General features: G+C 48.0%; 1 protein-coding gene. It reads left to right on the top strand.

From position 1 onward, the window contains the following. Window positions 1-1,010, top strand: a 1,010-nt coding sequence (locus J3U74_RS12380) for a type VI secretion system Vgr family protein (RefSeq protein ID WP_267338095.1), incomplete at both ends; no start/stop codon positions are given.

The raw sequence follows: 1,010 nt of genomic DNA, 5'->3' as shown, positions 1-1,010 counted from the left end.
GAATTAAAAGAGACCTATCCGGAAAGAGAATTTATCACCCAATGGCAGGAGAGTGATTTAGCCTTTATTCAGCGACTGTTAGCCGATATCGGTGTCTGGTTTCGTTTTGAAACGCATGCCGAGCATCATTGTGATGTCCTTGTTATCAGTGATGATGAACAAGGTTATCATCAGGCGGCTGATATTGAGTACAAACAGCCGAGCGGTATGACCGATGACGGCGTTGAAAGCGTATGGGATATCCAGTTAGACAGTCAGGTGGTCGAGTCCTCAGTCAAGGTGCAGGATTACAACTACCGGGATGCCAAAGCCAGTTTACTCAGTGATGTCAACAGTCAACCGAAAGAGACCACCACCTACGGAACGGATTACCGCTATGCTGAGCACTATAAAGGCTTAAATGCAAATGGCGTAAAAACCGCGCAGGATAATGATGAAAGCCAGCCAAGTGACAATGATGACAGCGCTGATGAAAAAGATAATAGCCGCCATATTGAAAGCGGGCAATGGTATGCACGTATTCGTCATGAACACGCAATCAGTGAAAAAATCATCATCAGCGGCGCCAGCAACCACTACAATCTGGCACCGGGACAACGGATTCACATAAAAGGCAGCCCGCTGGCTGATATCGATGACGGCGTGATTATTTTAAGTGTTGAAGGACAAGGTAACCGCACCGATGCTTATGAGCTGCGCTTTACGGCGATACCGTATCAAGCCTTTAAACCTTACCGGCCAAAACCGATAGCCTGGCCGACAGTCGGCGGAACATTACCGGCACGGGTCACCAGTCCGGATAATGACACTTACGGTTATATCGATACGCAAGGACGCTATCGGGTCAAATTCAACTTTGACTTAAAAAACTGGAAAAACGGTGAAGAGAGCCTGTGGGTCAGATTAGCCAAACCGTATGCCGGCAACACCTATGGCTTTCACTTTCCGTTAATTGACGGCACAGAAGTGGCGATAGCCTTTACCGACAGCAACCCCGACCGCCCGTATAT

This window comes from Gilliamella sp. B3892 (assembly GCF_026536305.1).
Taxonomy (GTDB): domain Bacteria; phylum Pseudomonadota; class Gammaproteobacteria; order Enterobacterales; family Orbaceae; genus Gilliamella.
The sequence above is the reverse complement of the archived record's forward strand: the minus strand, read 5'-3'. Positions and strand labels throughout refer to the sequence as shown.